At 62.1% G+C, this 23335-nt stretch carries 22 protein-coding genes and 1 pseudogene; 9 read left to right on the top strand and 14 right to left on the bottom strand.

Annotated features, from left to right (window positions below; genetic code table 11):
• Positions 1-110: 110 nt before the first annotated feature.
• From waaF to M5G17_RS00840, 7 genes are read left to right on the top strand one after another with little or no spacing between them, the layout of a single operon-like run.
• Positions 111-1160, top strand: a complete 1050-nt coding sequence (gene waaF / locus M5G17_RS00870; RefSeq protein WP_273891150.1) for a lipopolysaccharide heptosyltransferase II — start codon at positions 111-113, stop codon at positions 1158-1160.
• A complete protein-coding gene (waaC, locus tag M5G17_RS00865; protein WP_273891149.1) occupies positions 1161-2219 on the top strand; it encodes a lipopolysaccharide heptosyltransferase I in 1059 nt (352 codons plus the stop codon).
• Positions 2219-3343: a glycosyltransferase family 4 protein gene (locus M5G17_RS00860; protein WP_273891148.1), complete on the top strand. Its 1125-nt coding sequence runs from the start codon at positions 2219-2221 to the stop codon at positions 3341-3343. The genes waaC and M5G17_RS00860 overlap by 1 nt, the downstream gene beginning before the upstream one ends.
• Positions 3340-4146 carry a lipopolysaccharide core heptose(I) kinase RfaP gene (gene rfaP / locus M5G17_RS00855; RefSeq protein WP_273891147.1) on the top strand — a complete coding sequence of 269 codons (807 nt, stop codon included), beginning with the start codon at positions 3340-3342 and terminating at the stop codon, positions 4144-4146. The genes M5G17_RS00860 and rfaP overlap by 4 nt, the downstream gene beginning before the upstream one ends.
• Positions 4146-4880 (top strand): lipopolysaccharide kinase InaA family protein, encoded by a 735-nt coding sequence (locus M5G17_RS00850; protein ID WP_273891146.1) that lies wholly within the window; start codon positions 4146-4148, stop codon positions 4878-4880. Before rfaP ends, M5G17_RS00850 begins: the two co-directional genes overlap by 1 nt.
• Positions 4877-5629: a lipopolysaccharide kinase InaA family protein gene (locus M5G17_RS00845; RefSeq protein ID WP_273891145.1), complete on the top strand. Its 753-nt coding sequence runs from the start codon at positions 4877-4879 to the stop codon at positions 5627-5629. The genes M5G17_RS00850 and M5G17_RS00845 overlap by 4 nt, the downstream gene beginning before the upstream one ends.
• Positions 5629-7071: a lipopolysaccharide kinase InaA family protein gene (locus M5G17_RS00840; RefSeq protein WP_273891144.1), complete on the top strand. Its 1443-nt coding sequence runs from the start codon at positions 5629-5631 to the stop codon at positions 7069-7071. Before M5G17_RS00845 ends, M5G17_RS00840 begins: the two co-directional genes overlap by 1 nt.
• A gap of 60 nt (positions 7072-7131) precedes the next feature.
• On the opposite strand, the gene M5G17_RS00835 is transcribed toward M5G17_RS00840, so the two are convergent.
• From M5G17_RS00835 to M5G17_RS00805, 7 genes are all read right to left on the bottom strand, one after another.
• Positions 7132-7305 (bottom strand): hypothetical protein, encoded by a 174-nt coding sequence (locus M5G17_RS00835; RefSeq protein WP_273891143.1) that lies wholly within the window; start codon positions 7303-7305, stop codon positions 7132-7134.
• A complete protein-coding gene (locus tag M5G17_RS00830) occupies positions 7302-8417 on the bottom strand; it encodes a PepSY-associated TM helix domain-containing protein (RefSeq protein WP_273891142.1) in 1116 nt (371 codons plus the stop codon). The genes M5G17_RS00835 and M5G17_RS00830 overlap by 4 nt, the downstream gene beginning before the upstream one ends.
• Complete coding sequence (locus tag M5G17_RS00825) at positions 8417-10843, bottom strand: TonB-dependent siderophore receptor (protein WP_273891141.1); 2427 nt, start codon at positions 10841-10843, stop codon at positions 8417-8419. Before M5G17_RS00825 ends, M5G17_RS00830 begins: the two co-directional genes overlap by 1 nt.
• 153 nt (positions 10844-10996) lie before the next feature.
• A complete protein-coding gene (locus tag M5G17_RS00820; protein ID WP_273891140.1) occupies positions 10997-11962 on the bottom strand; it encodes a FecR family protein in 966 nt (321 codons plus the stop codon).
• Positions 11959-12477, bottom strand: a complete 519-nt coding sequence (locus M5G17_RS00815; RefSeq protein WP_273891139.1) for an RNA polymerase sigma factor — start codon at positions 12475-12477, stop codon at positions 11959-11961. The genes M5G17_RS00820 and M5G17_RS00815 overlap by 4 nt, the downstream gene beginning before the upstream one ends.
• A gap of 95 nt (positions 12478-12572) precedes the next feature.
• Positions 12573-13283, bottom strand: coding sequence for a 3'-5' exonuclease (locus M5G17_RS00810; RefSeq protein ID WP_273891138.1), 711 nt, complete (start codon positions 13281-13283; stop codon positions 12573-12575).
• On the bottom strand, positions 13280-15217 hold the full coding sequence (locus M5G17_RS00805) for a DUF294 nucleotidyltransferase-like domain-containing protein (RefSeq protein ID WP_273891374.1): 1938 nt from the start codon (positions 15215-15217) through the stop codon (positions 13280-13282). Before M5G17_RS00805 ends, M5G17_RS00810 begins: the two co-directional genes overlap by 4 nt.
• Positions 15218-15453: 236 nt before the next feature.
• On the opposite strand from M5G17_RS00805, the gene M5G17_RS00800 reads away from it, so the two are divergent.
• Positions 15454-15912 (top strand): response regulator, encoded by a 459-nt coding sequence (locus M5G17_RS00800; protein WP_273891373.1) that lies wholly within the window; start codon positions 15454-15456, stop codon positions 15910-15912.
• A gap of 6 nt (positions 15913-15918) precedes the next feature.
• Here the strand turns inward: M5G17_RS00800 and M5G17_RS00795 are convergent, their stop codons facing one another.
• The 5 genes and pseudogenes from M5G17_RS00795 to M5G17_RS00775 form a co-directional block, all read right to left on the bottom strand.
• Positions 15919-16833, bottom strand: a complete 915-nt coding sequence (locus tag M5G17_RS00795; protein WP_273891137.1) for an EamA family transporter — start codon at positions 16831-16833, stop codon at positions 15919-15921.
• A gap of 159 nt (positions 16834-16992) precedes the next feature.
• Positions 16993-17391, bottom strand: coding sequence for a c-type cytochrome (locus M5G17_RS00790; protein ID WP_273891372.1), 399 nt, complete (start codon positions 17389-17391; stop codon positions 16993-16995).
• Between the two features lie 103 nt (positions 17392-17494).
• Positions 17495-17683 (bottom strand): annotated as a pseudogene (locus M5G17_RS00785) (molybdopterin-dependent oxidoreductase); the annotation flags it as partial.
• A gap of 30 nt (positions 17684-17713) precedes the next feature.
• Positions 17714-17935 carry a twin-arginine translocation signal domain-containing protein gene (locus M5G17_RS00780; protein WP_273891136.1) on the bottom strand — a complete coding sequence of 74 codons (222 nt, stop codon included), beginning with the start codon at positions 17933-17935 and terminating at the stop codon, positions 17714-17716.
• A gap of 177 nt (positions 17936-18112) precedes the next feature.
• Complete coding sequence (locus M5G17_RS00775) at positions 18113-20290, bottom strand: malate synthase G (RefSeq protein WP_273891134.1); 2178 nt, start codon at positions 20288-20290, stop codon at positions 18113-18115.
• 433 nt (positions 20291-20723) lie between these two features.
• On the opposite strand from M5G17_RS00775, the gene M5G17_RS00770 reads away from it, so the two are divergent.
• Positions 20724-21242 carry a glycine cleavage system transcriptional repressor gene (locus tag M5G17_RS00770; RefSeq protein ID WP_273891133.1) on the top strand — a complete coding sequence of 173 codons (519 nt, stop codon included), beginning with the start codon at positions 20724-20726 and terminating at the stop codon, positions 21240-21242.
• Between the two features lie 98 nt (positions 21243-21340).
• Here M5G17_RS00770 and rarD read toward each other — a convergent pair whose 3' ends face one another.
• Both rarD and M5G17_RS00760 read right to left on the bottom strand, forming a co-directional pair.
• Positions 21341-22228 (bottom strand): EamA family transporter RarD, encoded by an 888-nt coding sequence (rarD, locus tag M5G17_RS00765; RefSeq protein ID WP_273891132.1) that lies wholly within the window; start codon positions 22226-22228, stop codon positions 21341-21343.
• Between the two features lie 64 nt (positions 22229-22292).
• Positions 22293-23267: a serine/threonine protein kinase gene (locus M5G17_RS00760; protein WP_273891131.1), complete on the bottom strand. Its 975-nt coding sequence runs from the start codon at positions 23265-23267 to the stop codon at positions 22293-22295.
• Positions 23268-23335: the final 68 nt, after the last annotated feature.

Raw genomic sequence — 23335 nt, 5'->3', positions numbered from 1 at the left:
AGTACAGCCCGAGTGGCGTACACTGGTCGACATATAGCCTGAATATAAAGAGGGGAGGCCAGGCTGTTTACGGACAGTTTGCAGCCTCCCTGATCGTTTCTGGATAAAGCATGAGAATTTTGATCATTGGCCCCAGCTGGGTGGGCGACATGGTAATGGCGCAGACCCTGTTCCAGTGCCTGAAGCAGCGTCATCCGGAATGTGTGATCGACGTGCTGGCGCCCGAGTGGAGCCGGCCGATCCTCGAGCGCATGCCACAAGTGCGCCAGGCCTTGAGCTTCCCGCTCGGCCATGGCGCGCTGGAGCTTGCGACGCGCCGGCGTATCGGCAAATCCCTGGCCGGCCAGTACGACCAGGCGATTCTGCTGCCCAACTCGCTCAAATCGGCGCTGGTGCCGTTCTTTGCCGGCATCCCCAAGCGCACTGGTTGGCGCGGCGAGCTGCGTTTCGGCCTGCTCAACGATGTGCGCAAGCTCGACAAAGCCAAGTATCCGCTAATGATCGAGCGCTTCATGGCCCTGGCCTATCCGGCAGGTACTGAGCTGGCACAACCGTACCCGCGACCGAGCCTGCAGATTCAGGCGCAAAGCCGCGACGCGGCCCTGGCCAAGTTCGGCCTGAGCCTGGACCGCCCGGTATTGGCGCTGTGCCCTGGCGCCGAGTTCGGTGAGGCCAAGCGCTGGCCGTCGGAGCATTACGCCAAGGTCGCTGAGAGCAAGATCCGCGAAGGCTGGCAAGTCTGGCTGTTCGGCTCGAAGAACGACCACGCTGTCGGTGAGGCCATTCGCGCCCGCTTGATCCCGGGCCTGCGCGAAGAAGCGGTCAACCTCAGCGGCGAGACCTCGCTGGCCGAGGCTATCGACCTGTTGTCGTGCAGCGACGCGGTGGTGTCCAACGATTCCGGCTTGATGCACGTGGCGGCGGCGCTGAACCGTCCGCTGGTGGCGGTCTACGGCTCGACTTCGCCGGGCTTTACCCCACCCCTGGCCGATCAGGTCGAGGTGGTGCGCCTGGGCCTGGACTGCAGCCCCTGCTTCGACCGTACCTGCCGTTTCGGCCATTACAACTGCCTGCGTCAGCTTGAGCCGCAAGCCGTGGAAGCTGCGCTGCAGCGCCTGAACGGCCCAAGCCTGCTCGATGTCATGGCCGAGGTCGATTAAGTGCGGGTATTGCTGATCAAGACCTCGTCCCTGGGCGATGTGATCCATGCGCTGCCGGCGCTGACCGACGCTGCCCGGGCCATTCCCGGTATCCGTTTCGACTGGGTGGTGGAAGAAGGCTTCGCCGAGATCCCCGGCTGGCACCCGGCAGTGGACAAGATCATTCCGGTAGCCATCCGCCGCTGGCGCAAAAACCTCTGGCAGACCTTCAAGAGTGGCGAATGGCGCCAGTTCAAGCAGCGTCTGCGCGAGAGCAAATACGACCTGGTGATCGACGCCCAAGGCCTGGTTAAATCGGCCTGGCTGACCCGTTACGTCAAGGCGCCGGTGGCCGGTATGGACCGCTACTCGGCCCGTGAAGGGCTGTCCAGCCGTTTCTATGACCGGCGTTTGTCTGTGGAGCGCGGCCAGCATGCGGTAGAGCGAGTGCGCCAGCTGTTTGCCCTGGCCCTGGGTTACAACCTGCCGCCCGGCCTTGGCGACTACGGCCTGGACCTGAACCGCCTGCAACTGCCGCCAGCGGCGCCGTTCGTGGTGTTCCTGCACGGCACCACCTGGGCGACCAAGCATTGGCCCGAAGCCTACTGGCGCCAGTTGGCCGAGCGTCTGGGGCAACAAGGTCTGCAAGTACGCCTGCCGTGGGGCAACCCAGCCGAGCAGGCACGTGCCGAGCGTATCGCCAAGGGCCTGAACAACTGCCAGGTGTTGCCCAAGCTCAACCTGGTGGGTGTGGCCCGGGTATTGGCTGCGGCCAAGGCCTGTGTTGCCGTGGATACTGGCCTCGGCCACTTGGCGGCGGCACTGGATGTACCGACCCTGTCGCTGTTTGGCCCGACCAACCCGGGGCTTACCGGGGCCTATGGCAAGTCCCAGGTGCACATCGCCAGCGACTTTGCCTGTGCGCCGTGCCTGCAGAAAAAATGTACTTATAAACCGAGTGCTGACGATCAGCGCCGGTTCGATCTCAAACGCGAGTGGCCGCTGTGCTTCACTCGCCTGAATCCCGAGCGTGTGGCGAGCCAATTGCGCGCGTTGCTGCTGGCTGAGGATGTTCGTTGATGCAACTGGCTTTTGTTCTGTACAAATATTTCCCTTTCGGTGGCCTGCAGCGCGACTTCATGCGCATTGCCCTGGAGTGCCAGCGTCGCGGTCACCAGATCCGTGTTTACACGCTGATCTGGGAGGGTGATGTGCCCGAGGGCTTTGAAGTGCTGGTGGCGCCGGTCAAGGCGCTGTTCAACCATCGGCGCAACGAGAAGCTCAGCGCCTGGATGGAAGCGGACCTGGCCAAGCGCCCGGTCGACCGCCTGATTGGTTTCAACAAGATGCCCGGGCTGGACGTTTATTACGCCGCCGACGGCTGCTTCGAGGACAAGGCGCAGAACCTGCGCAATTCGCTGTACCGGCGTTGGGGCCGCTACCGGCACTTTGCCGAGTACGAGCGAGCGGTGTTCGCCAAGGAGGCCAAGACCCAGATCCTGATGATCTCTGAAGTCCAGCAGCCGCTGTTCATCAAGCACTACGACACGCCGAGCGAGCGTTTTCACCTGCTGCCGCCGGGCATCAGCCAGGATCGTCGCGCGCCGGCCAATGCTGCCGAGGTTCGCGCCGAGTTCCGCCGTGAATTCGACCTGAAAGATGATCAGTTGCTGTTGGTGCAGATCGGCTCGGGCTTCAAGACCAAGGGCGTCGACCGTAGCCTCAAGGCGCTGGCCGCCTTGCCGTCGGCCCTGCGCAAGCGCACGCGACTGATGGTCATTGGCCAGGACGACCCCAAGGTATTCCAGCTACAAAGCGCGACTCTGGGCTTGACCGATCAGGTGCAGTTCCTCAAGGGGCGCAGTGATATCCCGCGTTTTCTGCTCGGCGCCGATCTGCTGATTCATCCCGCCTACAACGAGAATACCGGTACTGTGTTGCTCGAAGCGCTGGTTGCCGGGTTGCCGGTGCTGGTCTCGGCGGTGTGTGGCTATGCCCATTATATTGCTGAAGCCGACAGCGGCCTGGTGCTCGATGAGCCGTTCGATCAGGAGCAACTCAACCGCTACCTGCAACGCATGCTCGACGACGGCAATGCCCGTGCCGAGTGGGCGCGCAATGGCCTGGCGTTTGCCGACAGCGCGGACCTCTACAGCATGCCCGAGCATGCCGCCGATGTGATCCTGGCGCAGGAGCGCGCATGAAACTGATACTGGCTGAGCCGTTCAAGCGCCTGTGGGCCGGGCGCGATGCCTTTGAGGCCGTCGAGGCCCTGCAGGGCGAGGTGTACCGCGAGCTGGAAGGCCGCCGTACCCTGCGCACCGAAGTCGAAGGCCGTGGCTACTTCGTCAAGATCCACCGCGGCATTGGCTGGGGCGAGATCTTCAAGAACCTGTTCACCGCCAAGCTGCCGGTACTTGGTGCCGGCCAGGAATGGCAGGCCATCCAGCGCTTGCATGAAGTCGGCGTGCCGACCATGACGGCGGTCGCCTATGGCGAGCGTGGTGAAAACCCGGCGACCCAGCATTCGTTCATTGTCACCCAAGAGCTGGCGCCGACCGTAAGCCTGGAAGACTTCAGCATCGACTGGCTCAAGCAGCCGCCGCAGCCGCGTCTCAAGCGTGCACTGATTGCTGAAGTGGCGCGCATGACTGGCATGATGCACCGCGCAGGCGTCAACCACCGCGACTGCTACATCTGCCATTTCCTGCTGCACACCGACCGGCCGGTGACGGCCGATGATTTCAAACTGTCGGTTATCGACCTGCACCGCGCTCAGACCCGCGCGAAAATCTCCCGCCGCTGGCGTGACAAGGACCTGGCCGCACTGTACTTCTCGGCGCTGGACATCGGCCTGACCCGGCGTGACAAATTGCGTTTCTTGCGTGGCTATTTCCAGCAACCGCTAAGGCAGATCCTCGCTGAAGAAGCCGGGCTGCTGGCTTGGCTGGAAGGCAAGGCGCAGAAACTCTACGAGCGTAAACAACGGTACGGAGACGCGCTCTGATGGCGGGTTGGAAACTGGAGCCTGGCTATCAGGCCCTGGCGCAGGATTTCGGCAGTCTCGACGCGGTGTTCGGCCTTCAGGGCGAGCGTTTGACGCGTGACCCGCTGAGCGAGGTGATCCGGGTCGAGCGTGACGGGGTCAACTATTACGTCAAACGTTACACCGGCGCCGGCAAAGGCCTGCGCCGCTACCTGGGGCGTCCGCGGATCAAGGCTGAATGGCAGAACCTCAAGCAGTTCGCCAAGTGGGACATTCCCACTGCCGAGGTGGTCGCCTTTGGCCTTGAGCGCAATGGCCTGGCCTTTGGCCGCGGGGCGATGATCACCCGCGAGCTGCCGCGCACTGAAGACCTGTCGGCGCTGGCCGAGCGTAACGATGCACGCCTGGTCGATCGCGGTTGGGTAGACCACATCAGTCGCCAACTGGCCCGGCACACACGGATCATGCATGACCACCACTTCACCCATAACGACCTGAAGTGGCGCAATTTGCTGGTGGATGACCAGGCCACGCTATTCTTCATCGACTGCCCGACCGGCGATTTCTGGTGGGGCTTCATGCTGCGCTACCGCATCACCAAAGACCTTGCGTGCCTGGATAAAGTCGCCAAGTACCACTTGTCGAATACCCAGCGTCTGCGCTTTTACCTGCAGTACCGCGGGCGCGAGCGTCTGAATGCGTCGGACAAGCGCCGCATTCGTCATGTGGTGACGTTTTTCGAGGGACGCGAATGACTGATTTTCTCGCCAGTGTCGATATGGCACTGCTTGAGCGCCATGGCCTAAATGGCTTCGACCAGCTGTGGGCCTTGCAGCTCGACGCGGTGGATGAGCCCAATACCGGCCGTGGTGGCTGGAGCAGCGTCTTTCGCCTGGAGCTTGAAGGCAAGGGCTATTACCTCAAGCGCCAGAGCGACTACCTGACCCGCACCTTGCACCGACCGTTCGGCGAGCCGACCTTCGCCCGCGAGTTTCGCAATATCAGCCGCTACCAGAAGCTGGGTATCCCGGCTTTGCAGGCTGTGTACTACGGCGAGCGCAAGGTTGAAGGCGAGCGCCGGGCGATTCTCATGACCCGCGCCCTGGACGACTGGAGCGACCTCGACAGCCTGCTGGCGCAGTGGCCGCAACTGGACATCGGCCAACGCCAGGGCATTCTGCGTGCCTGTGGGCAGCTGGGGCGGACCCTGCACGCGGCGAATCAGGTGCATGGCTGTTTCTACCCCAAGCATATCTTTCTGCGCACCCGTAGCGATGGCTGGCAGGCACAACTGATTGACCTGGAGAAAACCCGGCCGCTGCTGTTGGGCATGCGCGACCGGCTCAAAGACCTTGAACCGCTGTTGCGCCGGGCGCCGATCTGGAGTGAAGCTGAAGTGCGGGTGATGCTTTCGTCCTATCTGGACCAGCCCACCGACAGTGCGTTGGTCGATACCTGGCTGCAGCGTCTGACGCGCCGCCGCCGTGAGAAAGAGGCGCGCTGATGCGATTGTCCGAACTCAAGGATGCCGGGCGTAGCCCGGACCTGCCCCTGAATATCAGCCTGGCCGATGCCGCTGGCAGCGCCGAGCTGCAGTTGCTCAGCCTGCTGCGGGTGCTACCGGGCCAGCGTTACGTTGGCGCCGGGATCTGGCGCGGCAAGCCGGTGCTGGCCAAACTGTTGGTCGGCAACAGCGCCGCCCGCCATTTCCAACGTGAGCTCGAAGGTGCACGGCTGCTGGCCGCCCAAGGCCTGACCACACCGCTGCTGCTGGCCGATGGCTTGCGCGAAGGCGAGGGTGGCTGGCTGCTGTTCGAGTTTCTTGAAGGGGCAGTGAGCCTGGCCGATGCCTGGGCTGAAGTCGAAGCCCTGCCACCGTTGGCTGATGAACAGCACCTGGTGCTGGGCGAAGCGCTGAGCGCCGTGGCGCAGATGCATGCCAAGGGCCTGTGGCAGGACGACCTGCACCTGGACAATCTGCTGCGCCACAATGGTCAGCTGTATTTGATCGATGGCGCCGGGATCAAGGCCGAAACCCTTGGCCAGCCGCTGTCGCGTCAGCAAGTGTTGCAGAACCTCGGGGTGCTGTTCGCCCAGTTGCCCAAGCGCCTTGAGCCTTTTATCGAAGAGCTGCTGGTGCATTACCTGCTGGCCAACGCCGAGCACGCGCTGCCGCTGGAAACCCTGCAGAAGCAGATCGACAAGGTCCGCAACTGGCGCCTGAAGGATTACCTCGACAAGGCCGGGCGCGAGTGTACGCTGTTCAGCGTCGAGCGTGGCCCTTCAGGGCTGCGTTCGATTCGCCGCACGGAAATGGCCGCCATGCTGCCGGTGCTGGAACAGGCCGATACCCTGATCGACCAGGGCCACCTGTTCAAGACCGGTGGAGCTGCCAGTGTGGCGCGGGTTGATATCGATGGCCGGCCGTTGGTGCTCAAGCGCTACAACATCAAGAACACCGCTCACTGGTTCAAACGTTTCTGGCGCCCTAGCCGGGCCTGGCATTCGTGGATCGAAGGGCACCGCCTGGAGTTTCTTGGCATCGCCACGCCCAAACCGCTGGCGGTGCAGGAACTGCGCTTCATGGGCTTGCGCAGCCGCGCTTACCTGGTAACCGAGTACGCCGATGGTCCGGATCTGTTGGCCTGCTTTGCGCCTTATGTCGACTCTGGCGAAGTGCCTGAGCAGCAGTTGCAGGCCCTGCAGCAACTGCTGGGTGAGTTGATTCACGAGCGCATCAGCCATGGCGACATGAAGGGCCACAACCTGTTCTGGCAGGACGGCCAATGGTCGCTGATTGATCTGGATGCCATGTGCCAGCATGCCACCCAGATGAGCTTCGCCCAGGCCTTTGCCCGTGACCGGGCGCGGTTGCTGCGCAACTGGCCGAGCGGTAGTGCCTTGTACAGGCGGCTGGATGAATGCCTGCCGAAGTTGGCTGACTGATACGGCGTCATCGCGGGGCAAGCCCGCTCCCACGGTGGGAGCGGGCTTGCCCCGCGATTGCTATCTGCTCAGACCGCGCAAGCTGTACAAGGCTGGCAAGCCCAATCCCACCCAGGCCAGCACGTCCCACCCGCCATCGCCCAGCAACGCCGCGAACAGGCCCAGCACACTGATCAGGCCGATCAGTGTGGGCATGGCAAATACTGCCCACAGGCTCGACGACTTGCGCTTCATTGGTTGCCTCCGGGCGCCGAAGCCCGACGGCGCACGACCCACAAATACACACCGCTACCCAGCACGATAATGGTCAGCACATCCAGCACGGCCCAGAGGATCTGCATCGGCCGGCCGCCGTAGTCACCAAAATGCAATGGCTGCGACAGGCCCATGGCATCCATGTACCAGGGGCGGTCACCGATGGCGGTGACTTGCAAGTTACTGGCATCGATCAGCACCGGGGTCAGCAGGTGCGAGGTGAGGTGGCTGCCGCCTTTCATGAACACCGCATAATGATGCTCACTGGAAAAGCGCGTGCCGGGGAAGGCGATGAAGTCCGGGACCATGCCCGGCGCGGCTTCGCCAGCGATATCCAGTACCCGGCTGACAGGCGCCAGCTGGGTCAGTGGTGGTGCATCGCGGTAGGGCGCAACCATTGCTGTCAGGCTCTCATTGCGCCAGGCCGCGATGACAAGGTCGGACAGGGCGCTGATCACCCCGGTTACCCCTACTACCAACGCCCAGGTCAGGGTGACGATACCGATCAGGTTGTGCAGGTCGAGCCAGCGCAGGCGCCTGGACTTGTCGTTGCGTACGGTGGCGAACTTCAGCCGACGCATGAACGGCGCGTAGAGCACCACGCCGGAGATGATCGCCACCACGAACAACAGGCCCATGAACGCCAGCAGCAGCTTGCCGGGCAGCCCGGCAAACAGGTCCACGTGCAGGCGCAGCATGGTCATCATGAAACCGCCATTGGCCGAAGGCATTGCCACCGCTTCGCCTGTGCGCGCATCGAGCATGAAGGTGTGCGACGAGTTCGGCTCGGTGCCTGCGGTGGCGGCCATGATCGCGATCACGCCGTTGCTGTCGTCCTCATCCCAGCCAAAGTACTGCATGACCTCGCCCGGGCGATGGGCCTGGGCCTTGAGCACCAGCTCCTGCAGGTCGAGCTTGGGCGTATCGGCTGGCATCTCCTTGAGCACCGGGGCATCGCCCAGCAGGTGGTCGATTTCGTGATGAAAGATCAACGGCAAGCCGGTGAGCGCCAGCATCAGCAGGAACAGGGTGCAGATCAGGCTGGTCCAGGTGTGAACCCAGGACCAGCGGCGTATGGTCTGGCTTTTCATCAGAACTTGTAGTTCACGCTGGCAACCACGTTGCGCTCGTCACCGTAGTAGCACCAGTAGCCGTCGCAGTTGGCCAGGTAATCCTTGTTGAACAGGTTCTTGGCTTCGACGGCGACAGTCATGCCTTTGAGCGTGCTGACCTTGCGGCCCAGGTCGTAGTGCAGCGACGCGTCGTAGATGGTGTAGGAGCCGACATAACCCAGATCGGTGTTGGTGGTGTTGCCGTAGTTGTCACCGACATAGCGCACGCCACCGCCAACGCCGAAGCCGTCGAGCAGGCCGTTGTGCCAGGTGTAGTCAGCCCACAGGGTCGCCTGGTTGCGTGGGATCAGCGCCATGCGATTGCCTTGTTCGTCGGCTGCGCCCTTGAGGATTTCGGTGTCGGTGTAGCTGTAGGAACCGATCAGCTTGAGGTTTTCGGTCACCTGGGTGGTGGCTTCGAGCTCAAGGCCGCGGACCTGCAACTGGCCCACCTGGCGGGTGATGTTGCCCTCGGTGACTTCCACGTTGTCCTGGCGCAGGTCATACACGGCAGCGGTGTACAGGTTCTTGCTGCCGACCGGCTGGTATTTGACACCGACTTCGTACTGATGGCCCTCGGTCGGTTTGAACGACTGGGTGGCATTGGCTGCGGCGCCGGAAGTTGGCTGGAACGACTCGGTGTAGGAGACGTACGGGGTCACGCCGTTGTCGAATACGTAGCTCAGGCCGACGTTGCCGGTGAAGGCCTTGTCGCGCTCGGTGCTGGTGGCATCGTTCAGGTTGTGGAAGGTGGTGCCGGTGTGAATCCAGTCTTCACGCCCGCCCAGGGTCAGGCGCCAGTTGTCGAGGGCGATCTGGTCCTGAACGTAGAAGCCGGTCTGGCGGGTTTTCTGGCCATAGTCGTACATGGTGAAGTACGACACCTTGGAAAAGTCCTGGCCGTACGGAGGATTAATCACATTGCCTGGCGGCACGCTGCCGCTCAGGCCATAGTCCCAGCGGTAGTTGGTGTTCGAGCGCTGGTGGTCCAGACCAATCAGCAAGGTGTGGCTCAGGGCGCCGGTCTGGAAGTCGGCCTGGAAGTTATTGTCGACGGCGAACTGGCTGATGTCTTCGTTGACGATACCGGTTTCACGCGGGACGCTGCCGTCAGGCTGGATCGTGCCGTTGTTCATGGTCGCAACGTTGATGCCCTGGAACGACAGGTCGCTCTTGGTGTAGCGCAGGTTCTGGCGGAACTGCCAGACATCGTTCAGACGGTGCTCGAAGGCATAGCCCAGGGCGTAGTAAGTGCGATCGTAGAACTCCCAGTCCGGATCACCGAGGTTCTTGTGGTGGGAGATGTCACCCGCCGGCGAGCCCAGCTTGGTGCCCTGCAGCGGCAGGAACTGGCCGCTGATACCGGTATCGTCGCGGGTGAACTGGGTGATGAAGGTCAGGCTGGTGTCTTCATCCATGTTCCAGGTCAGGCTCGGCGCAAGGTTGTAGCGCTTGTCCGGTACATGATCGGTCGGTGCGCCACTGTCGCGTACCACGCCGCTGACACGGTAGAGGAACTGACCCTCGTCGTCGATCTTGCCGGTGCTGTCGAAGTTGATCTGGCGGTGGTTGTTGCTGCCCACCTGAGCCTCGATCTGGTGGGCGCTTTGCGCTTGGGGGCGACGGCTGACCATATCGAGCATGCCGCCGGGCGGGGTCTGGCCATACACCGAGGACGCCGGGCCGCGCAGCACAGCGATACGCTCAAGGTTCCACGGCTCGACTTTCGGGTTGGCGAACGAGCCTTTGGGCAGTGGCAGGCCATCGAGGAACTGGGTCGGGTCGAAGCCGCGCACCCGCAGCCAGTCGGCGCGGGTATCGGAGGCATAGCCGCTGCTTTGCACGCCGGCGGTGTAACGCAGGGCATCGTTGAGATTGAGGACCTGGCGATCGTCCAGTTGTTCGCGGGTGATCACGCTCATTGAGCGTGGCGCTTCAACGATCGGCGTGTCGGTTTTTGTGCCGGCTGCGGTGCGGGTCGCAGTGAAGCCGGTAGCCGGGCCCCAGGCACTTTCATAATCGCTGCGCGCGTTGACGCTGGTTTCCGGCAGGGCGACGGTACCCTCGGGCGCGGCGACCAGGCTGTAGGTGCCGGCGCTGCTCTGCTGCAATTGCAGGCCGGTGCCGCGCAGGGCCGCTTGCAGGGCGCCGACGGCATCGTACTGGCCGCTGACTGGCGCCGAGGTACGACCGCTGGCCAGGCTCGGGTCCAGGGCCAGGGCAATGCCGGCCTGGCTGGCAATCTGGTTGAGCGTGGCAGACAACGGGGCGGCAGGTAGGTTGTAGCTGCGCAGGCCGCCCGTTTGCTCGGCGGCGATCAGCGGGCTGCTCGCCAGAGGTGCTGTCAGGGCAATGGCCATGGCCAGCAAGCTGGGACGCAGGAAGTTCTCAAAAGTGCGGGACATACAGCGGCTCCTCGACGGAAGTAAGTGCTAACTAGCTTCCTTGCCGAGTGAGTTGGGAAAAGTGTCAGGGGGGAGTGAAAATAATTTTGATTTGTATTGCACAAGGGGCTGCTGACGCAGCCCATCGCCGGCAACGCCGGCTCCCACGGGTTTTCAGGGCGTCTTGTGCTTGGCCACTACCGTCACCCACCACGGCGTGCGTTGCTCGATCTGCACCGGCAAGGTCGGTAGCAACGATGTCAGCGCAAGGTCGGTGTCATTGAGCGGAAAGCTGCCGGTGATGCGCAGGTCAGCTACTTCTGCGGCAACGCCCAGGTGGCCGCTGCGATAGCGCCCCAGCTCTTCGACCAGGTCTGCCAGGCGTACGTTGTCGACGACCAGCATGCCACGGGTCCAGGCATCGGCACCGGCGTGCAGGCCATCAGCCCGGCCCAGACGGTCGTGGTTCATCAGCACTTGCTGACCTTCTTTGAAGATTTGTTCGTCGCCGCTGTTTTGTGGCCGGGCGGCCACTGCCGACTGCAGCACGCTCAGGCGCGTGCCCTGGTCTTCAAGCTTGACCAGAAAACGCGTGCCCAGCGCTCGCAGGCGGCCATCGGCGGTGCTGACTACAAAGGGACGGTCATCCTTGTGGCCGGTCTCGATGGAGATTTCGCCTTCGTGCAAGACAATCAGGCGCTCTTTGCCATCGAAGCGGATATCCACTGCCGAATGGGTGTTGAGGCTGATCAGGGTGCCGTCGGTCAGACGCAGGGTACGCTGCTCGCCGGTGCCGGTGCGCTGGTCGGCCAGCCAATAGCCCAGCGATTGATGGGCACTGACCCAGCTCAACAGGCCAACCACCAGCACCAGGCTGGCCACGCCGCGGCCCAGCTTGCGTACCCGTTGGCGCAGGCCGGCGCGTGATTGCAGCAGGGCTTGCCGTGCAGGGCCGGCGGCGGCGCTGAAGCGCTGGTCAAGCATGCCCAGTTGCATCCAGGCGCGGGCATGTTCTTCGCTGGCGGCATGCCAGCTGGCGAATTCGGCGCGCTCATCGGCGCTACCACTGCCCGAATCCAGGCAGAGCTGCCAGGCGATGGCGGCATCCAGGACCCGGGTTGAAACCGGTTGGTTGTTCATGTCGGCTCACCGTACAGCGCTACATAGCACTGACGCATGCCTTGGGCCAGGTACTGGCGCACCCGCGAGACCGAGACGCCCAGACGCTCGGCGATCTCGGCATGACCCATGCCGTCCAGGCGGTTGTACAGAAAGGCCGCACGGGCCTTGCTCGACAGCTTGCCAAGCAGGCGGTCGATGGCCTTGAGGTCTTCGAGAATCAGATGCTGTTGTTCCGGGGAGGGTTGCTCGGCTTCGGGAATCAGCATCAGTTCGGCCAGGTACGCCTGCTCCAGTGCGGCGCGGCGAAAGTGATCGAACAGCAGGCCCTTGGCGATGGCCAGAAGGAACGCCCGGGGTTCGCGTGGCGCAGGCAATTGCTCGCGCCCGAGCAGGCGCACGAAGGTGTCCTGGCTCAGGTCTTCGGCACGGTCGGCGCAGGCGATGCTGCGCCGTAGCCAGGCGAGCAGCCAACTGCGATGGTCGCGATACAGCGCACCGACCAGCTCAGTGTGTGGGCTTTGCACAGACGACAAGGCGTTCCCCGAAAAGATACGTTAACTAACGAGAATTATTCGCGATTGTCGCAGATGCTCCCGGTAAGACGCAATTCACGCTCATCGGATGATGTTCAAAAGCCATGACTTTGTTGCCGACGCCTGCGCAGGCGCTGCAGTTGCTGATCGAGCAGTGCCGGGCTGTCCAGTGTCTGGCGCCGGGCCTGGCTTAACAGGATCAGGGCCAATTCGGCGGTAACCAAGGCATCGGCGCTGGCGTTGTGGCGCTCGGCGACCTCCAGGTTGAAGCAGGCGGTCCAGTCATCCAGCCCGGCTTCGCGCAGGGTGATCTGCGGGTTGAGCAGTGGGGCCAACTCGGCGACATCGAAGAACGGATGCTGCAAGCGATAGCCCAGGTGGTCTTTCAAGGCGCGGCCGAGCATGCGCTGGTCGAAAGGCGCATGAAAGGCCAGCAGCGGGCTGTCGCCAATAAAATCCATGAGATCGATCAGCGCATCGGCCGGCTCGCAGCCTGCGGCGATGGCGCTGGGGCCCAGGCCGTGGATCAGCACGCTGGAAGTAAGTTTGTGGTCGCGCTGGTGCAGGGTGCGCTCGAACTGCTGGCTGAAGTCGATGGCGCCGTCTTCGATGACCACGGCGCCAATCGATAGCACCTGGTCACGGTTGAGGTTCAGGCCACTGGTTTCCAGGTCGAGCACCACCCAACGTTGCTGGCGCAGGCTGTGTTCAGCCAGCGGCGCCGGGGCGGCCAACTGTTCCACGCGCAGGCGCAGTTGCTCGTCCAGGCGCAGTTGATTGGGGCGTAGCCAGGCAAACAGACTCATAGCTGGTACCGCAAGGCCAGGCTGCTTTGCAGGCGTTGAGCCTGGCGCAGGGATTCGCGCAGGATACGCCGGTCCAGATGATTGAGGCTGTCGGGGTCGACCCGGTTGGAATACGCAAGGTTCTGCCGGCTTTGCAACTGATGCTGCTGCATACGGGTTTGCTGGATGAAGTGGTAGGCCTCTTCGTAGGCGGCGCCGTCGAGCGCCTCGATGACCTCCTTGGCCACCAGTTGGCGCAAGCGTTCCAGGGTGTTGTTGGCGCCGATGCCGTTGGCCAGGGCCAGCAGGCGCGCGCCATCGACAAATGGCGTCAGGCCCTGGACCTTGAGGTCGAGGGTCGCGGCTTTGTCGTTGCCCTGGCGGGTCAGTACGAACTCGCGAAAGCGCCCAACCGGCGGGCGCTGGCGCAGGGCGTTTTCGGCCATCATGCGCTGGAACAGGCGGTTGTCGGCGACCTGTTCGAGGATGCTCTGGCGCAGTTGTTCACAGGCGAGCTCATCGCCCCAAACTACCCGCAGGTCGAAGTAGATGCTCGAGGCCAGCAGGTTTTCCGGCGTAGCTTCTCGAATGAAAGCGGCAAAGCGACGCGACCATTCGGCACGGGACAAACACAGCTCGGGGTTGCCGGCCATGATGTTGCCCTTGCACAGGCTGAAGCCACATTGCGCCAGGCCCTGGTTGATGTGCTGGGCCAGCGGCAGCAGGCGCCCACGTAGCTCGGCGGCATGGGCGGCATCACGGGCTTCGAAGAGGATGCCGTTGTCCTGGTCGGTGTGCAGGGTCTGTTCGCGACGGCCTTCACTGCCAAAACACAGCCAACTGAACGGCACGTCCGGGTCGCCCTTGTCTTCGATGGCCAACTCGATGACCCGGCACACGGTATGGTCGTTGAGCAGGGTGATGATTTGGGTGATCTGTGTCGATGAAGCGCCGTGGGCCAGCATGCGTTCGACCAGCTGGCTGATCTCACCGCGTAGCGATACCAGGTTTTCAACCCGGCTGGCGTGGCGAATGGTGCGGGCCAGATGCACCAGGTCGACGCGCTGCAGGGAGAACAGGTCGCGCTCGGATACCACGCCGCACAGGCGCTGCTCTTCGACCAGGCAGACATGGGCGATATGCCGCTCGGTCATGGCGATGGCCGCATCGAAGGCACTGGCCTGCGGGCTCAGGTAGAAGGGCGCGGCGGTCATGTGCCGGTTGATGGGGCTGGCGAAGTCGGCGCTGGCATCGGCCACGACCTGGCGAAGGTCGCGCAGGGTGAAGATGCCGATGGGGAAGCGCTGCTCGTCGACAATGACAATGCTGCCGACCTGCTGCTCGTGCATCAGGCGTACGGCTTCACGTAGCGGTGTATCCGGATCACAGACCACGGGGTGACGCATGGCCAGCTCGCCCAGGCGGGTGTTCAGTGAATACTGGCTACCAAGGGTTTCCACCGCACGGCGCTGGACCTGCTGGTTGACCTGGTCGAGCAGGCTGCTCACCCCACGCAGGGCGAAGTCACGGAAGGCTTCGGACAGGGTGAACAGGCGGATGAACGCGGCTTTGTTCAATTGCAGGCAGAAGGTGTCTTCGCCGGCCAGGTGCTCGGTGCGGGTAGCCCGCTCGCCAAGCAGGGCCGCGAGCGGGAAGCACTCGCCGCTGGTGATTTCGAAGGTGGTCTCGGTGCCAGGGCGGGTCACGTGCTGGCGCTCACCGACCACCCGACCCTGCTTGACGATATAGAAGTGCTCGACCGGGCCGTCGCTGGGCTTGATGATGCTGTCATTGGCCGCATAGAAGCGCAGTTGGCACTGTTCGACGAGAAACGCCAGGTGGGCGTTCTCCATCTGGTTGAACGGTGGAAAGCGTTGCAGAAACTGCATGGTCCCCTGGATGTTCTGCATGACCGCAGTCTTTCCTGCCTGGGTGAAGGCGTCCATTTTGCTCATGAGCATTACCGCGTCGTTGTGCCGACCTGTGACCATCGACCTTGTTGTTGTCGTTGTTCATGGTCGGCCGCGGACTGCCCAGTGCCCATTGGACGTAAGTCTATACATGGCGTCAGGGTGTTGAAGCTTTGCGTCATGTGTCAATTACCCGACGAAAGGCAGTTTGCATCTAATCTGAATGCGGTCTGAACTTGATTCACAGGACATTTTTGCAGGTCATTGATGATGAGACAGCCATGTCCGACCATGACGACATACTGAGCGAAGCCGAACGTGAGGCGCTGGCATCGGTAACGGCGCCGGCGGCTGCGCCGCTGAAAGTATTGATTGTCGATGATGACAAAGCGAGCCGTGAGGCACTGGCTGCCTACCTGTCGAGCCACGGCATTGCCTGTATCACTGAAGGGCGACCCGAGGCCGCACTGCAGTATCTGGAAAGACAATCGGGTGTCGGCGTGCTGATCACCGACCTGCGCATGGCCCCCTTGGACGGCCTCGATCTGATCGGCAAGATTCGTGAGTCAAAGCGCGCGGAGCTACCCATCATCATCGTCTCCGGTGATGCCGAGGTAGAGGATGCCATTGCCGCCATGCACCTGAGTGTCGTTGATTTCCTGCTCAAACCCCTGAACGACGAAAAACTGGAGGGCCTGATCAGATTGATCAAGCGCGAGCTGGGCATCCACAGAGACTGAACCGGATCAGCGGGGCGTCAGTTGGGTGGTTTTGCCCATCAGTAGTTCCAGGCGCCTGGCACTGATGAACAAGGCCAGGGCGCTCAGGGTCAGACCTATGGCCGCCAGCCTGGCGGCACTGGTTGACTCTTCGAATACCCACCAGGAAATGACCAGGCCCCAGATCGGTACCAGGATCGAGTAAGGGGCAATCTGGCTGACCGGGTACTTGTGCATTTGCTTGTTCCAGATCCAGTAGCCAAGCAGGGTAGAGATGTAGGCCTGGTACATGACCGAGAAGTAGGTAGATGCCTCATAGCCCTGGAACAATTGTACAAAGGGCGTTGGCCCCTGGACCAGGTAAGTGGCCAGGAACAGCGCAGGGATGGCGAACAGGCATGACCACACCAGGAAGGCGAAGGCATCCTTGAGCCCGCACAACTTGATGATGATGTTGCACAGGCTCCAGCACAGGGCGGCCAGCAGCACGAACAGCACCCCGGTTATCGACAGGTTGTCACCGCTGGTGTGAATGACCAGGCCAAGGCCGGCGAGGGCCAGGACAATGGCGCCGAGTTCGATGCGGTTGAGCTTTTCGCCAAAGAACATCACCCCCCAGCCCACGGTAAAGAAGGCACTGAACTGCAGCAGCAGCGAGGCGATGCCGGGGTTGACGCCCCAGGCGATACCGAGGTTGAGCAGCCAGGCCATGCCGGCCCCGAACAGCAACCCGTAAAGGGCTATGACGCCCAGGCCGACGGTCTTGGGCTTGCTGATGAAGAAGATCAATGGGAACACGCAGAAAAAGAACCGCAACGCGGTCAGCATGTACGGATCGATGGTACCCAGGCTGGTACCGATGAACGAAAAGTTGGCGCCCCACAACAGGGCAACCAACAGAATGACGATTACATCTCTGGTGGCGATCTTGTGAGATGACATCCTTGTCTCCAAAGGCTGGCAAGCGTTAATGGGCTTCCATGTTGGGCAAGCCAGCCTTGGCGGACTATCAGGTGCAGGCATCGATTGGAGGCTTAAATTTCCCCCTGCTGCGTAGGATTTGCAGGCATGGGTGAACTGTGGCCAGGGAGAAGGTCACGGTTATTGCTCAAGAACGTAACGTGCAAGATGCTCAAGCTCTTCGCTGGACAGGCCAGTGAACGGTGGCATGGGAATTTGCCCCCAGCGGCCGGAACCGCCTTCGCCGATATGCCCGGCCACGGTCCTCAATGCCTCGGGCTGTTCGCGGTATCGCTGAGCGATGTCTTTGAAGGACGGACCGACGATCTTCTGCTCCAGCGCATGACAACCAAGGCAGGCATTGCGCGAGAGCAGATCATCCAGATTGCCGGCCTGAGCCACAGGCAGTGGCGCCCGCTCTTCGCTGCCATAGGCTGCACTCAGGTACAGGCCGATGCTCTGTATGTCGCTGTCGCTCAAAGGCGTCCTGTAGTTGTCGCGCATCTTGCTGACGAGCCCAGTCCATTGGGCCTGGTCCATGCCCTGGAAGCTCACCTGGCGCGCACCGGGCCTGACTCCGGCATGCTGGCAGGCCGGTCCAGCGTGCGTTGCCCATGGAACCATGGCCCACCTGTGAGCCCCACACCCGTGGCGAAGAAAAACCACAGCTGTTGCCCGAGCACTGGTGGACTGCTGTCAGCTCCATGGCGGGCCCAAGGCGCTTGAGTTGTTCAAGGCTAAGCGACAGCGGGCGTTCGACCTTTCCTTTGAGGGTCAGTCGATACTGCGTAGCGTCGATGCTGGTAGGAATGTTGGCCAGGTTGTAGCGCACAAAAAAGCGTCATTGGGGGTCAGCAGGCTTTCATTGAAGACACTGAAGGGTGTTTCCAGGTGCGGAGGCCGCGCGGTGATCAGCATCATCGGCCGCTTCTGGGGGGTAGTCGACCAAGGGGCGCGTACCGTTGGCGAACAGTTGTTCTTCTTGCCCGGCGAACACTGCCCCGGGGGCCAGGGCGAGCCCTGCCGAGGCCAGCCCGAGGCCCTGCAGGAGCTGGCGCCGATTCAAACCGGGAGCATCGTTCATGCTGTGTCCATCCTTTACCGTATGGGCTGGGTCGAACTGCATTCTTGGCTCTGGTGCAGGCAGGTTAAATCGGGCTGCTCTGCAAGTTGGCGAGCATTGTTCGTTGTGTTGTGTAGGACTTTAAAACACAAAAGCCCCACACCCGGGGGTGTGAGGCTTTTGTGGTGCCAGCGCGCTTTACAGGCCGTTACGTGCCTTGAACTCACGACGGCGGCGATGCAGCACCGGCTCGGTGTAGCCGTTCGGTTGCTTGCTGCCTTCGACGACCAGCTCGACCGCTGCCTGGAAGGCGATGTTGTTGTCGAAATCCGGTGCCAGCGGACGGTACAGCGGGTCGTTGGCGTTCTGCTTGTCGACCACCGGCGCCATGCGCTTGAGGCTTTCGAGAACCTGCGCCTGGCTGACAATGCCGTGACGCAGCCAGTTGGCCAGCAACTGCGCGGAAATTCGCAGGGTGGCGCGGTCTTCCATCAGGCCGACATCGTTGATGTCTGGCACTTTCGAACAGCCTACGCCCTGGTCGATCCAGCGCACCACGTAGCCGAGGATGCCCTGGGCGTTGTTGTCCAGCTCGTTGCGCTTTTCTTCGTCCGACCAGTTGGTGTCGGTCGCCAGCGGGATGGTCAGGATGTCATCGACCGACGCTGGGGCGCGCTTGGCCAGTTCTGCCTGACGGGCGAACACGTCAACCTTGTGGTAGTGCAAGGCATGCAATGCGGCCGCCGTTGGCGAAGGCACCCAGGCGGTGTTGGCGCCGGCCAGCGGGTGGGCGATCTTCTGCTCGAGCATGTCGGCCATCAGGTCCGGCATGGCCCACATGCCTTTGCCGATCTGGGCGCGACCTTGCAGGCCGGTGGCCAGGCCGATATCGACGTTGGAGTTCTCGTAGGCACCGATCCACTTCTGGGTCTTCATGGCGCCCTTGCGCACTACGGCGCCGGCTTCCATGGAGGTGTGGATCTCGTCACCGGTACGATCGAGGAAGCCGGTGTTGATGAATACCACGCGCTCGCTGGCGGCTTTGATACAGGCCTTGAGGTTGACCGTGGTGCGGCGCTCCTCGTCCATGATGCCGACTTTCAAGGTGTTGCGCTTGAGGCCCAGTGCATCTTCGATACGGCCGAACAGCTCGTTGGTGAACGCGGCTTCTTCCGGGCCATGCATCTTCGGTTTGACGATGTACATGGAGCCGGTGCGGCTGTTCTTGCGGCTCGTGTTGCCATTGAGGTTGTGGATCGAGGCAAGGCTTGTGACCAAACCATCGAGGATGCCTTCCGGCACTTCGTTGCCGTCCTTGTCGAGGATGGCATCGATGGTCATCAGGTGACCGACATTGCGTACGAACAGCAACGAGCGGCCGTGCAGGCTTACGGTGCCGCCGTTCGGTGCGGTGTATTCACGGTCCGGGTTCATGGTCCGGGTGAAGGTCTGGCCACCTTTGCTGACGCTTTCAGCCAAGTCGCCTTTCATCAGGCCTAGCCAGTTGCGGTAGATCACCACTTTGTCGTCGGCATCGACGGCGGCGACCGAGTCTTCGCAGTCCATGATGGTGGTCAGGGCGGCCTCCATCAGCACGTCCTTGATACCCGCTGGATCGGTCTGGCCGACCGGGGTGCTGGCGTCGATCTGGATTTCGAAGTGCAGGCCGTTATGCTTGAGCAGGATCGTAGTCGGCGCCGAGGCGTCGCCCTGGTAACCGATCAGTTGGGCTTCGTCGCGCAGGCCGCTGTTGTTGCCACCCTTGAGGGCGACAAGCAGCTTGCCGCTTTCGATGCGGTAAGCGCTGGAGTCGACATGGGAGCCGGCGGCCAGTGGCACCGAGTCGTCGAGGAAGGCGCGGGCGAAGGCAATCACCTTGTCGCCGCGAACCTTGTTGTAGCCTTTGCCTTTTTCCGCGCCGCCGGCTTCGCTGATGGCGTCGGTGCCATACAGCGCGTCGTACAACGAGCCCCAACGGGCGTTGGAAGCGTTCAGGGCAAAACGCGCATTCATCACCGGCACTACCAACTGCGGGCCGGCCATGCGGGCGATTTCGTCGTCGACGTTCTGGGTCGAGGCCTGGAAGTCTGCAGCTTCTGGCAGCAGGTAGCCGATGTCCTGAAGGAAGGCTTTGTAAGCCACGGCATCGTGAGCCTGGCCTTGGCGCGCCTGGTGCCAGGCGTCGATCTGCGCCTGCAGGTCGTCACGTTTGGCCAGCAGTGCTTTGTTCTTTGGAGCGAGGTCGTTGATGATCTTTTCCGCACCCACCCAGAATTGCTCGGCGTTGACGCCAGTTCCGGGAATGGCTTCGTTGTTCACGAAGTCGAACAGGACTTTGGCGACCTGAAGGCCACCGACTTGAACGTGTTCAGTCATTGCTTGCCTCACTCTGCTCAGCTATTCAGCTCTTCTATTTAAGCCTTGCGCGCTTCTCTAAACACGGCACCAGAACATGCCCTCATGGGCGGCTGGGTGCGGCCTGCCAGACGGGCTGGCGGGCGTTGGCGTATTTTCACAGGCGCCTTGGCAGACATCGATCCAACGTTTTGTAGTCAACGCTGCGGCATACTACATGATGCGCTGCGGTTGTGAAAATTAGACTAAATACGTCGTTCTGCGACCATTTGGTCGCATAGGGTCACGCTGGGAGCCGGTATGTTCTCAAAAAAACTGCAGATTGTTCCAGATAAATCTTGAAACAGTACACGATTAGTTATTCCAAGCTCCTGCGGCAGGTTGCCGCGCCTTGCCTATACTTTCTGCGCGCCCTTTGATTTCGGGGCTGAACGTAAAAGCAGAGGGTTACCGCGTGGATCATCTCGTACTGACAGTGATCGCCCCCGACAAGGCCGGGCAGGTCGAGCGTATCGCTGAATGCATTGCCGAGCATAACGGTAACTGGCTGGAGAGCCGCATGTCGCGGATGGCCGGGCAGTTTGCCGGTATTCTGCGTGTGGCGGTGCCGGCAGAATCCTACGATGAATTAGTCGAATCGCTACAGGCGCTGGGGAAATATGACATTCGCGTGCTGATCGCCGAAAGCGGTATCGAGCCGTCCTGCACCTGGAAGCCTATCGCCATGGAGCTGGTGGGCAATGACCGCCCGGGTATCGTTCGTGACATTACCAGGCTGCTGGCCGATCAGGGCGTCAACGTCGAGCGCCTGACCACCGAGGTGCGTCCGGCGCCGATGAGCAGCGAGCCGCTGTTCCATGCCGATGCCTTGCTGGCGGTGCCGCTGACGCTGTCGCTGGACGTCTTGCAGGGCAAGTTGGAGGCGTTGGCCGATGACCTGATGGTCGAGTTGAAGCTGCGCCCCGAAGATTAGTTATCCCGGTTTATCGGGGATGCGCCTGTGGATAAGCTTGGGAGATGTTGTTGCAGGCCACGTTTTACGTGGCCTGTAGCGTGCTGTTCGTTTTTTGATCAGCGGCGTCGGCGCAGGCTCAGCCAGGCATCCACGCTGTACAGCGCCAGGCCCGCCCAGATGAACATGAACGCCACCAGGGTGCTGCTCGACAAGTGCTCGTCGAACAACCACACCGCCTGTAGCAGCACCAGGGTGGGCGCCAAGTACTGCAGAAAGCCCAGGGTGGTGTAGGGCAGGTGCCGTGCGGCAGCGTTGAAACAGACCAGTGGCACCAGGGTTACCGGGCCTGCTGCGATCAGCCAGAGCGCTTCGCTGCTGGTGTAGAAGCTGGCCTGGGCACTGTGCGCCAGGGGGTTGAGCAGCATCCAGCCGATGGCTAGCGGCACCAGCATCCAGGTTTCCACTACCAATCCGGGCAAGGCGGCTACCGGCGCCTGCTTGCGGATTAAACCGTAGAAGCCAAAGCTCAATGCCAGCACCAGTGACACCCAAGGCAGGCTGCCCACTTGCCAGACTTGTTGCGCTACCCCCAACGCGGCCAGCCCCACTGCGATCCACTGTAGGCGGCGCAGGCGTTCACCGAGCAGCAGCATACCGAGCAGGACGTTGATCAACGGGTTGATGTAGTAGCCCAGGCTGGCTTCGAGCATGCGCCCGTTGTTCACCGACCAGACGTAGGTCAGCCAGTTGCCAGCAATCAGCGACCCGCTCAAGGCCAGGATCGCCAGGCGCTTGGGGTTGTCGCGCAGTTCGCGCAACCAGCCCGGATGCTTCCAGACCAGCAGCAGCAAAGAGCCGAACAGGGCCGACCAAAGCACCCGGTGAACGATGATTTCCACTGCTGGAACGCTTTGCAGCGCTTTGAAGTAGATCGGGAACAAGCCCCAGATGATGTAGGCGCTCAGGCCCAGGATGTACCCGCGGCGCGGGTTGGCGGCGTGCATGCAGATTCCTTGCTTAGGTAGCTATCTAAAAGCAGGGGCTATTGTAGACAGACTCGCGCGCGCTTCAGAACAATTTCAGCGGTTCTTCATCCAGCGCCGCCATCTGCTCGCGCAGGGCGAGGATCTGATCGCCCCAGTAACGCTCCTGGCCAAACCAGGGGAAGCTGCGTGGGAACGCCGGGTCGTCCCAGCGCCGGGCCAGCCAGGCACTGTAGTGCAAAAGGCGCAGGGCGCGCAGGGGCTCGATCAAGGCCAGTTCGCGCGGATCGAAATCGTGGAACTCGTTGTAGCCATCCATCAACTCGGCCAACTGGCCCAGGCGCTCGTGGCGATCGCCGGCGAGCATCATCCACAAGTCTTGCACCGCAGGGCCGGTGCGACAGTCATCGAGGTCGACAATGTGGAACACCTCGTCGCGGCACATCATGTTGCCCGGGTGGCAGTCGCCGTGCAGGCGGATGACCTGGTGTGGGGTGCTGGCGTAGATGGCCTCGACGCGTTTGAGCAGGTCGCGGGCCACTGACTCGAAGGCCGGCAGCAAGCTTTTAGGGATGAAGTTGCCTTCAAGCAGCGTGGCCAGCGAGGCGTGGCCGAAGTTATCCACTGCCAGTGTTTCGCGGTGCTCGAATGGGCGGGTTGCGCCAACCCCATGCAGGCGGCCGAGTAACTGTCCGAGACGATACAGCTGATCGAGATTGCCTGGCTCCGGCGCACGGCCGCCGCGGCGCGGGAACAGGGTGAAGCGAAAGCCGCTGTGTTCGAACAGGGTCTTGCCATTGTGGATAAGTGGCGCCACCACCGGCACTTCGCATTCGGCCAATTCAGCGGTGAAGCTGTGTTCCTCGAGGATCGCCGCGTCGCTCCAGCGGTCCGGGCGGTAGAACTTGGCGATCAGCGGCTCAGCCCCTTCGATGCCCACTTGATATACCCGGTTCTCGTAGCTGTTGAGTGCCAGCACCCGGGCGTCGCTGAGAAAGCCGATGCTTTCCACGGCGTCCAGGACCAGGTCGGGGGTGAGTGTTTCAAAGGGGTGGGACATGTCTGCTCCTGCTGTGCGGTTCCCTGCATGGTATCGCACATTCAACAGGTGGGAGATTCTATGGTTTT

The organism is Pseudomonas rubra (assembly GCF_028656935.1).
Lineage (GTDB): Bacteria > Pseudomonadota > Gammaproteobacteria > Pseudomonadales > Pseudomonadaceae > Aquipseudomonas > Aquipseudomonas rubra.
The sequence above is the reverse complement of the archived record's forward strand: the minus strand, read 5'-3'. Positions and strand labels throughout refer to the sequence as shown.

What these genes read in the sequence shown, in the direction of transcription:
- waaF (WP_273891150.1), top strand. Translation starts at nt 111, where the DNA reads ATGAGAATTTTGATCATTGGCCCCAGCTGGGTGGGCGACATGGTAATG.
- M5G17_RS00860 (WP_273891148.1), top strand. Translation starts at nt 2,219, where the DNA reads ATGCAACTGGCTTTTGTTCTGTACAAATATTTCCCTTTCGGTGGCCTG.
- rfaP (WP_273891147.1), top strand. Translation starts at nt 3,340, where the DNA reads ATGAAACTGATACTGGCTGAGCCGTTCAAGCGCCTGTGGGCCGGGCGC.
- M5G17_RS00850 (WP_273891146.1), top strand. Translation starts at nt 4,146, where the DNA reads ATGGCGGGTTGGAAACTGGAGCCTGGCTATCAGGCCCTGGCGCAGGAT.
- M5G17_RS00845 (WP_273891145.1), top strand. Translation starts at nt 4,877, where the DNA reads ATGACTGATTTTCTCGCCAGTGTCGATATGGCACTGCTTGAGCGCCAT.
- M5G17_RS00840 (WP_273891144.1), top strand. Translation starts at nt 5,629, where the DNA reads ATGCGATTGTCCGAACTCAAGGATGCCGGGCGTAGCCCGGACCTGCCC.
- M5G17_RS00835 (WP_273891143.1), bottom strand. Translation starts at nt 7,305, where the DNA reads ATGAAGCGCAAGTCGTCGAGCCTGTGGGCAGTATTTGCCATGCCCACA.
- M5G17_RS00830 (WP_273891142.1), bottom strand. Translation starts at nt 8,417, where the DNA reads ATGAAAAGCCAGACCATACGCCGCTGGTCCTGGGTTCACACCTGGACC.
- M5G17_RS00825 (WP_273891141.1), bottom strand. Translation starts at nt 10,843, where the DNA reads ATGTCCCGCACTTTTGAGAACTTCCTGCGTCCCAGCTTGCTGGCCATG.
- M5G17_RS00820 (WP_273891140.1), bottom strand. Translation starts at nt 11,962, where the DNA reads ATGAACAACCAACCGGTTTCAACCCGGGTCCTGGATGCCGCCATCGCC.
- M5G17_RS00810 (WP_273891138.1), bottom strand. Translation starts at nt 13,283, where the DNA reads ATGAGTCTGTTTGCCTGGCTACGCCCCAATCAACTGCGCCTGGACGAG.
- M5G17_RS00805 (WP_273891374.1), bottom strand. Translation starts at nt 15,217, where the DNA reads ATGAGCAAAATGGACGCCTTCACCCAGGCAGGAAAGACTGCGGTCATG.
- M5G17_RS00800 (WP_273891373.1), top strand. Translation starts at nt 15,454, where the DNA reads ATGTCCGACCATGACGACATACTGAGCGAAGCCGAACGTGAGGCGCTG.
- M5G17_RS00795 (WP_273891137.1), bottom strand. Translation starts at nt 16,833, where the DNA reads ATGTCATCTCACAAGATCGCCACCAGAGATGTAATCGTCATTCTGTTG.
- M5G17_RS00790 (WP_273891372.1), bottom strand. Translation starts at nt 17,391, where the DNA reads ATGGACCAGGCCCAATGGACTGGGCTCGTCAGCAAGATGCGCGACAAC.
- M5G17_RS00780 (WP_273891136.1), bottom strand. Translation starts at nt 17,935, where the DNA reads ATGAACGATGCTCCCGGTTTGAATCGGCGCCAGCTCCTGCAGGGCCTC.
- M5G17_RS00775 (WP_273891134.1), bottom strand. Translation starts at nt 20,290, where the DNA reads ATGACTGAACACGTTCAAGTCGGTGGCCTTCAGGTCGCCAAAGTCCTG.
- rarD (WP_273891132.1), bottom strand. Translation starts at nt 22,228, where the DNA reads ATGCACGCCGCCAACCCGCGCCGCGGGTACATCCTGGGCCTGAGCGCC.
- M5G17_RS00760 (WP_273891131.1), bottom strand. Translation starts at nt 23,267, where the DNA reads ATGTCCCACCCCTTTGAAACACTCACCCCCGACCTGGTCCTGGACGCC.